Origin of the sequence: Saccharothrix deserti (assembly GCF_009769385.1) — a bacterium.
Taxonomy (GTDB): Bacteria; Actinomycetota; Actinomycetes; order Mycobacteriales; family Pseudonocardiaceae; genus Actinosynnema; species Actinosynnema deserti.
Genome location: NZ_VKAB01000099.1, coordinates 1 through 9,693, shown reverse-complemented (window position 1 = coordinate 9,693; position 9,693 = coordinate 1). Strand labels below are relative to the sequence as shown.

At 67.1% G+C, this 9,693-nt stretch carries 8 protein-coding genes; 3 read left to right on the top strand and 5 right to left on the bottom strand.

The features are described 5' to 3' along the window. From FM051_RS51315 to FM051_RS48855, 5 genes are all read right to left on the bottom strand, one after another. The coding region (locus tag FM051_RS51315; RefSeq protein WP_202919505.1) for a non-reducing end alpha-L-arabinofuranosidase family hydrolase at positions 1-922 on the bottom strand (922 nt) is incomplete at its 3' end. A gap of 39 nt (positions 923-961) precedes the next feature. After that, positions 962-2,125: a glycoside hydrolase family 10 protein gene (locus FM051_RS48865; protein WP_158854687.1), complete on the bottom strand. Its 1,164-nt coding sequence runs from the start codon at positions 2,123-2,125 to the stop codon at positions 962-964. 445 nt (positions 2,126-2,570) lie between these two features. Further along, positions 2,571-4,124 (bottom strand): RICIN domain-containing protein, encoded by a 1,554-nt coding sequence (locus FM051_RS48860; RefSeq protein WP_238413246.1) that lies wholly within the window; start codon positions 4,122-4,124, stop codon positions 2,571-2,573. Beyond that, a complete protein-coding gene (locus tag FM051_RS52900) occupies positions 4,034-4,309 on the bottom strand; it encodes an RICIN domain-containing protein (protein ID WP_238413245.1) in 276 nt (91 codons plus the stop codon). The genes FM051_RS48860 and FM051_RS52900 overlap by 91 nt, the downstream gene beginning before the upstream one ends. Before the next feature lie 647 nt (positions 4,310-4,956). After that, positions 4,957-5,961: a LacI family DNA-binding transcriptional regulator gene (locus tag FM051_RS48855; RefSeq protein ID WP_158854683.1), complete on the bottom strand. Its 1,005-nt coding sequence runs from the start codon at positions 5,959-5,961 to the stop codon at positions 4,957-4,959. Between the two features lie 249 nt (positions 5,962-6,210). On the opposite strand from FM051_RS48855, the gene FM051_RS48850 reads away from it, so the two are divergent. From FM051_RS48850 to FM051_RS48845, 3 genes are all read left to right on the top strand, one after another. After that, entirely contained in the window at positions 6,211-7,572 is a 1,362-nt protein-coding gene (locus FM051_RS48850; protein WP_158854682.1) for an MFS transporter, read from the top strand. Between the two features lie 187 nt (positions 7,573-7,759). Next, positions 7,760-7,888: a hypothetical protein gene (locus tag FM051_RS53545; RefSeq protein WP_274383912.1), complete on the top strand. Its 129-nt coding sequence runs from the start codon at positions 7,760-7,762 to the stop codon at positions 7,886-7,888. Positions 7,889-8,587: 699 nt separating this feature from the next. Then, the gene (locus FM051_RS48845; RefSeq protein WP_158854680.1) at positions 8,588-9,691 is read left to right on the top strand and encodes a pectate lyase family protein; all 1,104 of its coding nucleotides are present in this window, start codon (positions 8,588-8,590) and stop codon (positions 9,689-9,691) included. The last annotated feature ends 2 nt before the right edge of the window (positions 9,692-9,693 follow it).

Sequence of the window (9,693 nt, the reverse complement as noted above, 5' to 3'; positions counted from 1 at the left end):
TGTCCGACGTCGTCGAGTACGCCGCGTTGTCACCGGTCTGGAAGACCAGGTACCACAGGCGTTGCGGCGCGAAGTAGAACACGTGCGGCGCCGCCTTGTACCCGCCACCGATCGCCGTCCGGTCCAGGTAGTGGTGCTGCGCCGAGCCCGCCTGCGACCAGTCCGTGAAGTTCAGGTACACCATGCTGTAGGCGCCGTTGTTGTTGGTGGTGCTGGCGAACACGTGGTAGCGGCCGTTGTGGTGGACGACCGACGGGTCCTTCACGGCGCGGATGCTGTGCGTGGCGTCCGACTTCGGGCCGATGAGCACACCGCTGGAGGACCACCGGAAGGTGGACGGCAGCGAGCCCGACGTGCCGCCGACCGGGACGAGTTGCCACTGCTGGTTGGCGCCACCCCAGTCGTAGTACTGGACGATTTTGCCGCCGTTGGCGGTGGAGAGGTCCTGGACCTCGACGGCCTTGCCGCTGTTGCGGTTGAGCAGCCGGACGTAGCCGTCCGCCGAGTCGGCCAACCGGAACTGCTGGTTCGTGCCGTTGTGGTCACCCCACTGGACGATGTCGGCGCCGTCCGTGGTGGACCAGTTGAACACCTCCATCACCTTGCCGGAGTGCCGCGCGCGCAGCCGGTAGTAGCCGCCACCCGAGTCGATGAACTGCCACTGCTGGTTGGTCGCGTTGGTGCGGTCCCACTGGTGGATGGGCGCACCGTCGCCGGTTGCCAGGTTGGACACGTCCAGCACCTTGCCGCTGTGCCGGTTGATCAGCACGTACCAGGCGTTCGTGTCGACGGTTGCCGCCTTGGCCTCGCTCGCGCCGATGGCGAGCACGAGTCCGGCCAGCAGCGCCGTCACCGCGGCGAACGCCACCGGCCGTCTACCACGCCGTGGCACGGCCCACGGTGTCCGATTCATGGTGAGCATGTACTTCCTCCTCGTCGTTGAGGCCTTCTGATGGTGTCGTCAGCCGATGAGGTCGAACTGTTCCCAAAGGCCGATCGAGGTGCGGTTGGCGATCAACGGACTGGCCCCCGCGTTGTCCGCGGCGACGATCCTGTTGTTGGCCTGCGCACGCAGGCTCACGACCCGTGACGGGAGGTCACCGGTGCCGTTCAACGTGGCGAGCACCGCGCCGTAGGCCGCCTTCTTGTTGCCGCTGCCGTCGAACAGCAGCGGGTTCTCACCCACGCGCCAGGAGTCGCTGTCCCGGATGCCCCAGACGGTGATGCCGGTGCAGCGCGACACGTTCAGGCAAGTCCGGACGGTGTTGGCGTAGGCGCTCGACGGCGCGTCCTTGATGTCGAGTTCGGTGATCTGGACATCCACGCCGAGCGCGGCGAAGTTGGCCAACGTCGTCTGGAAGCTGCTGGGCTGCCCACCACTGCCGAAGTGCGCCTGGAAGCCGACGCAGTCGATCGGCACGCCGCGCGACTTGAAATCGCGGACCATGTTGTACGTGCCCTGCGTCTTGGCCGCGTTCCAGTCCTCGATGTTGTAGTCGTTGTAGCAGAGCTTGGCGGCGGGGTCCGCGGAGCGCGCTGTGCGGAACGCCTCCTCGATGAACCCGGTGCCGAGCACGTTGCGGAACACGGAGGAGCGGAGCTGGTTGCTGCCGTCGGCGAACGCCTCGTTGACCACGTCCCAGGAGTGGATCTGGCCGCGGTACCGGCCCATGAGGGTGTTGATGTGGTTGTTCATCACGCTGCGCAGCGTGTTCGCGTCGCCGATGTTCTTGACCCAGTCGGGCAGCTGTGAGTGCCAGACCAGGGTGTGGCCGCGCAGGGGCTGGTTGCGGCCGCGCGTGCGGTTGACGATCTGGTCGGCCGAGCCGAAGGTGAAGTTGTTGCGGGATGGCTCGGTGGCGTCCCACTTCATCTCGTTCTCGGCGGTGACCATGGTGAACTCGCGGTCGAGGATGGTCGTGTACTGCGAGTCGCCCAGCTTCCAGGCGGCCACCGCGGTGCCGAAGTACCTGTTGGACTGGGCCGCCGCCGCACCCAGGGTCGTAGCGGCGGCCTCGGCCGTGCTCGGCACGAGTGTCGAGGCACCGACCACGGCGAGCACGCCGGCCACCAGGCCCAGGAGTCTTCGGCCCCAACGCGTGCGGGGATGGGTCAGAACGGGCATCGTTGTCCTTTCTTCACCGGAGGGTTCGGCGCATGCTGTGTGCCGGAGTTGTCACAACGACGCCGAAGTCGTGGGCCGCAAGCCGGAGTGCGGATCAGTGCATGCCTTGCCTGGACAGGAGGACGTCTCGGACGGCGGTGGCGGGCAGGTGGCCGGTGCGTTCTCGTGCCACGGCTGGTCCTCCTCGCCGATCGACACCGGGCTCACGACGCGGCCCAGACGGCATGGCCGCCTGCCGGTGGCGGCTGGGCGTAGGCGCGGAGCAGGGCGTCGGCGGGCAACCTGTACGTGCCCGGCATCCAGACCGCAGTCGAGCACCATGCGCCCGTTTCCGGACGCCGCGACAACTGTCCGGAATTACGTACGCTTTACGAGCGCGCGATGGTTCGACGGGTCGGGCCAGTACGGTGAGGTATTGGCCCGACCCGTCGAACTCGCGTGTCGGCTACAGCGTGACCGGCTTGCCGCCGAGGGTCACGGCGAGGCGGCCGTCGGAGGCGTAGGACCAGCCCAGGGCACCGGTGTAGTTGGCGCACCGGGAGCCGTTGGAGCCCATCCAGAACTGGTTGGAGGTGTCGGAGTTGCCGATGATGCGGTCGTTGGTGCCGCTGCCGCTGCGGCAGGACGTGTTGTTGCGGAACACCGAACTGCCGCCGTCGAAGGTGAAGTTGCGCTCGGCGTTGTCGATGCTCAGGTTGTTCGACACCGCCATCGTGCCCAGGTTGCGGTTGTAGGTGAACCCGTGCTTGCCGTTGTCGTAGGCGATGTTGCGCCGGATCACGTGGTTGACCCCGATGTCCTCACCGCCCAGCTTGTAGCCGTTGCGGTCACCGTTGCCCGCCTGACCGCCGTTGCTCAACGTGCCGTTCTCGTAGGCCAACGAATCCTCGATCGTCACCACACCGATCGGACCCGTGTCCGTCTTGGTGAACAGGTCCCAACCGTCGTCGATGTTGTTGTGCGCCACCGCGTACCGGAACACGTTGCCCGGACCCGACGTCAACTTCGCGGCGAACCCGTCCGCGTCCTCACCGTCGGAGTCCGCGTTGTCGTGCGACTCCGCACTCAGGATCAGGTTGTTCGCCGGCCAGTGGTCCTTCGGCGTGCTCGACAGCATCCGCGACAGTTGCAGGCCCGTGTCCCGGTTGAAGCGCGTGATCGTGCGCTCGAAGACGTTGTTGCTGCCACCGACGAAGATCCCGTTGTCACCGGCCCGCTCGACGATGATGCCGCGGACGTGCCAGTAGTTGCCGTTCACCGCGAGCCCGCGGTTGGCCGGGTCCTCGGCCTGTGCCGAGAAGTTCAGCACCGGCGTTTCACCGGGGTACGCGAACAACTCCGTACGATCACCCGACGTACCGTTGTTGCCCTGCGGGATCGTCACCGTCTGCGAGAACCGGTACGTCCCACCACGCATCAGAATCGTCCCACCGGAGCCGACACGGCCGATCGCCGAGGTCAGGGTGGTCGGAGCCGACACCGTCCCCGCCGCACTGTCGCTGCCGTTCGGCGACACGTACAGCGCGGAGCCCGGCGGCGTGGTCGTGGTCGTGGTGGTCGTCGTGGTCGTTGTCGTGCTGGTCGTCGTGCTGGTGCTGGTGGTGGTCGAGGTCGGCCCGCCGGTGGTCGGGGTGAACGTCCACTGCTTGGTGGCGGCGCCGTCGCAGGAGTTGGTCTGCACCAACGCACCGGCCGACGTGGAGTTGTCCTTGATGTTCATGCACTTGCCACCGTTGGCGTTGACCACCCGGTAGTTACTACCGCTCGCGGTCACCGCCCAGGTCTGGCTGGCGGCGCCGGTGCACGTCTCCAACTGGATCTGCTTGCCCGCACTGGTCGACGCGTCCCGCACACCGACGCACAGGCCACCGACGGCCGACGCGATCCGGAACCCGCCGCTGACCGCGGTCAGCGTCCACTCCTGGTCACTACCGCCGGCGCACCCTGCTGCTGGAGCTGCACACCGCTCGTCGGGCTCGACCCCGGCGCGTCGAGACACTGCCCACTGCCCCCGTTCTTCACCGTGTACGTCCCCGCGCCGACCGCGGCGTCCGCGGGCGCGGCATTCGGCCACGCCGCGAGCGTGGCGGCCAGCGCGGTCGCGGCGGCTGCCGCGATCAATCCCCTGCGGGTGCCACGCGGTCTTGCTAACCGCGTGCCGACAGGCTGCTCCGATGTGCCCATGACAACTCCGCTTCTCAACGCTCTTCGGGAGGAGGTGCTCGACCGTGGCCCTTTTATGCGCGGCGGGGCACTGCGGGCATAGATCGGGTTCACTGGCGCAGGAATGCGACCCTGCCGGAAGCAAGAAACGCCAGAGTGCGTCGACCCCGGCACGGACCGGCCGACGGGAAAGCGACAAACACGGTGCCCCCTGGGTGCTTCGTTGCGCCATTCGGACAGGAAACCGTTTGCTCGCCGAATGCTATGAGGTCCGTCGTGCCAGGTCAACGGGCGAATTCTGGGCAGTGACCTGTGATGCGGTATCGAATCAATCGAACGCCCAGGTCAGCGCCACCGAAACTGATCACGAAACTGCCCCGTGGCTTCGGTGAATAATACGGTCCGGTCATACTTGTGAACCAAATCGGCGCACGCTGGTCATACTTGTGAACAAGTGGGCACACCACCGGGTGCCATCGGCTCCCACACGCGCACCGGACACCATTTCTTTCGGATCTCTTACATCGGCCGCGCAGTGATCACACCACCAGCGTTGAACTGCTCGCTACCGGGGATAACCGCTCGCCGCGAACACCGCAGCCAGTCCGAGAACGTTGCGCGGTGCCGGCATTGACGGCCCCTCCTTCACGGGCTCGCGGTCCGGATCGTCATGCGGATTCCCGGAGGACGAGGCGCGGTTGCACCGCCGTCGCCACGTCCGGATCGAGGCCCTGTCCGTCGAGCAACCGCCGGATCGAGGAGGCGATCACCCGTGCGATGTCCGGCACGACGAAGTGCGCGGTGCTCAGCGTGGGCCGCAGCAGGGCGCCCAGCGGACGGTTGCCCGAGCCGATCACCGCGACGTCCCGCGGGACGTCGAGACCGGTCTCGTGCAAGGTGTGGATGAGGGCGATGGCGAACTCGTCGTTGTGCGCGTAGACCGCGTCGGGCCGGCGGACCGGATCGCGCCAGCGGCTGACGGCTGCGGCGAGGCTGTCCGTGGTGAGGTCGCAGTCCACCCGTTCCACCGACGCGCCCTCGGCCTGCGCGGTCTCCACGACCGCGCGGAAGCGCCGTTCGGCGAAGGCCGCCGGCAGGCCGCGGGGCACCAGGCAGGCCAGGCGCCGGTGACCGCGGTCGAGCAGGTGCCGGGTGGCGACCCGGCCCACGGCGGTCTCGTCTAGCGGCACGCAGGGGGCGTAGGGCACCGTCGGGACGCCGCCCAGCAACACCGCCTGCACACCCGCTCGCCGCAACAACGCCACCGCCGGCCGTGTACCGCGCCGTACGTTGAGATACACCGCGGCGGGACGCAACTCCGCCCAGGCGCGGGCACCCTGGATACCGGCGGCGGTGCGGTCGCCGTGCAGCAGCATCCGCAGGCCGCGCTTGGTCAACTCACCGTCCAGGTGCCCGATGACCGTGTCCACACCGGGGGTCGACGGGGCCTCGGGCACCGGCACCAGCACGATGTTGCTGCGCCCCGCCCGCAGCGACCTCGCCGACGCGTTCGGCGCGTACTGCAACTCGCGCGCCGCGGCCAGCACCCGCGACCGCGTCTCCTCGCTGATCGCGTGGTCGGCGTTGTTGAGCACGTAGGACACCGTCGCTCGTGACACCCCCGCACGACGCGCCACGTCGGCGCTCGTGGGGTGCGGGGGCACGGCGGTCATGCGCGGGGGTCCTCCTCGTGATCGGTGCGGTCGACCGACCCGAGCCTGCGGCGGGGTCTTCCGGCATCCGGTTACTCGTGTCACTATACCCCAGCGACGTGTTACTCGTGTCACCTGCCGGTGTCACCGCAGTGCGGACAGCCGTAGCCGTACCCACTCGCCGGAGACGAAGACCGTGCCGCGGGAACTGGTCGAGGTTCTCGCGCGGCTTCCCCTGTGCCGCGAGCTCCCGCATGTGCCCTTCGTGCGATGATCGAGGAGGATCGCGTGTCCTACCCCGGATCGGCGGGATTGGAGACCCCGGACAGCCCGGCAGGTCAGGTCGTGGTGACGCCGGTGGAGCCGCCCCCGTCGCGGGAACCGGGCGATGCGGAACCGCCGCGCCTCACCACGAGATACGTCTGGCTGCTGGTCCTCGCCTGCACAGGCGCCTGGATGGCCTACATCGCCCCGATGGCGTACTCGCTGGCGATCCGGATCGACCAGATCGCACCGGGACGCGACGAGTACCTGGGCTACCTCACCGGCGTCGGGGGCATCGTCGCGCTGCTGGCCAATCCGTTCGTCGGTGTGCTCAGCGATCGCACCCGGTCGCGGCTCGGCAGGCGGCGTCCCTACCTGATCGCGGGCACCCTCGTCGGCATGCCGGCGCTGTTCGTGCTTGGTGTGGCCCCCGACATCGCCGTGCTGACCATTGGTTGGGTGCTCGCCGTGCTGGGTTGGCAGGCCGTCATGGGTGGGATCAACTTCCTGGTGGCCGACAAGGTGCCCCAGCGCCAGCGCGGCTGGATCTCAGGGATAACCGGGTGCGCGCACATGGTGGCGCCGGTGCTGGGCATCGGCCTCGCCACCACGGTGGTGGGCGACAACCTCCTCCTGCTGCTGTTGCCGGGCGTGGTCGGATTGCTGCTGCTCATGCCGCTGCTCATCTGGACCCAGGACCACGACAGCCGCTCGATACCGCTTCCCGAGGGCAGGCTGAGCGCCCGGCGACTGTTCGGCAACTACGTGTTCAACCCCCGGCAGCACCCCGACTTCGCGTGGAACTGGCTCGGCAGGTTCGTCTTCTACGTCGGCATGACGTTCAACACGACCTTCATGACCTTCTTCCTGGCGCAGCGGCTCGGTGTTCCCGTGGAGCGCATCGGCGGCACGGTCGCCGCGATCGCCGGCGCGGGTGTGCCGGCCACCATGATCGGCGCGCTCGGGGGCGGATTCCTATCCGACCGGCTGCGACGGCGGCGCGTGTTGGTCCTGCTGGCCGGCGGCGTGTTCTGCCTCGGCGCGGTCCTGATGGTCGTCTCCGGCGGCCTCGTCCTCCTGGTCGTCGGTTCGGCGCTGACGAGCCTGGGGCTCGGCGCGTTCTCGGCCGTGGACCAGGCGATCGTGCTCGACGTCCTGCCCAGCCGAACCGAGGCCGGCCGGTTCATCAGCATCGTGCACTACGCGCAGCAGATCCCTCACGCGGTGGCTCCGCTCTTCGCGTCGGCACTGCTGGGCATCGGCGCCGTGGCGGGCGAGAAGAACTACAACGCGCTCTACCTCGCAGGCGGCGCACTCACCCTCGTCGGCGGGCTGATCATCCTCGTCCGCGTCAAGGGAAGCCGATAACACACGAACGGAGACAACGACCATGATCGAACCGCCCACCGGATTCCTGCGCTGAACGAGCCGAACATGCTCGCCCTGATGACGAGGTGGAACACCCGGTCCGACGAACCAAGCCCGACCATCGACGGCTCCCACCCCGTGGTCAAAGACGTCTACCTGGAAGCCGCGCGGCCATGCACGAAGAAATATGACGACCGTGACCGAATACGGCGTCCAAACCCATCCCGGCCTGCACAGCACGGTGCCCATCCCGCGGACCGAGGAATACCGGACCGACCTCATCGAGGCGCACCACCGCGTCTTCGACCGTTTATGAATTCATAGACGTGAACGGCAGGGGCGGTTGCGTACTCACGTATCCGCCCCGCAAGGAGGAGCGCGCAGGTTCAACGTGGTATCGAATCGAAAGTGATCACTTGCCCGTAGGCTGATCACTCGTGATCGAGGCCGGGTATGCGCATCGGTTGTCACCTGCGGAGCGCGAGGTACTGCGACTGCGGGTGATGGCGGCGCTGGAGTCCGGGCAGGTCGAGCGCCACCGCCACCGGTCTGCTGCTCGCCGGTTGAGCTGACCACGATGCTGCGGCTCTGGCGCAGCTCGGCGCCGCCGTCCTTGAAGTACGGGTCCTTGACGCCGTTGAAGTAACTGTTCTCCAGCACCATCTTCGTCCGGCCGCGGGAGTGGTTACCGGAGCCGGAGCGCCGAATGAGCGGGACGCGGGAGTTCACGTACCGGAACCATTTGTTCATGTACGTGATCGCCTGAGGCAATCGCCCACCTGAGGTGTTGTCCACATTTGTGAATGACTAGCCACGGATTGACACGATCGAGATCGGCCTCTAGCGTGCGTGAGGCAAGCGCTTTCCTTTACGTGCTGATTGATCTTTCGAATCAACGGAGGCAACGATGCCCCCGATCGGAACTCGAACTCGCCGCGCCTTATCCCGGCAGCCGCACGCCCTCGGGCCTGTGTGCGCCGCAGCACCGTCCACCTTCGAAGACGCAGGAGACGAAATGAAACGAACAGTCGCACGGCGGATTCCCGCAGTCCTGGCGGCGTTAGCCGTCGCGACCTCGACCAGTGTGGTCCTGGCGATGTCACCGGCGTCGGCGGCGGCCGGCACCGCGACCGGCTACGCGTCCGCGAACGGCGGAACCACCGGCGGTCAGGGCGGGGCGACGGTTCGGGCCAACACGGGAACCAAGATCCATGAGGCCCTGTGCAGCCGGGCCAGTAGCGACACCCCCATCACCATCGAGGTCGAGGGGACCATCAACCACGGCAACACCAGCAAGGTCTCGGGCAACAGCTGCGACACCGCCGCCGGCCTGATCGAACTCAAGCGGATCAGCAACGTCACGATCATCGGAGTCGGCAGCGGAGCCGTCTTCGACCAGTTGGGCATCCACATCCGCGAGTCCCGCAACATCATCATCCGGAACGTCACCGTCCGGAACGTCAAGAAGTCGGGTTCTCCCACGTCCAACGGCGGAGACGCCATCGCGATGGAGAGGAACGTCCGCAACGTCTGGGTCGATCACACCGACCTGCTGGCGTCGGGTGGGGAGTCGGCAGGCTACGACGGTCTCTTCGACATGAAGGACAACACCCAGTACGTGACCCTGTCCTACAGCACCCTGCGCAACTCCGGCCGCGGAGGGCTGGTCGGGTCCAGTGAGAGCGACCAGTCGAACGGGTTCATCACGTACCACCACAACCTGTACCAGAACATCGACTCCCGGGCACCGCTGCTGCGGGGCGGCACAGCCCACATGTACAACAACCACTACGTGAGCCTCAACGAGTCCGGCATCAACTCCCGAGCCGGGGCCAAGGCCAAGGTGGACAACAACTACTTCAAGAACTCCCGTGACGTCCTCGGCACCTTCTACACCGACCAGGCCGGGTACTGGCAGGTCAGCGGCAACATCTTCGACAACGTGACCTGGTCCAGCCCCGACAGCGAGACCAACCCCGCAGGTCCGGACCCCAAGTCCACCACCACGGTCAACATCCCTTACAGCTACAAGCTCGACCAGACCAACTGCGTACCGAACATCGTGAGCCGGACGGCAGGCGCCAACACGGGCATGAAGGAGTCGGACGGCACCTGCTAGGT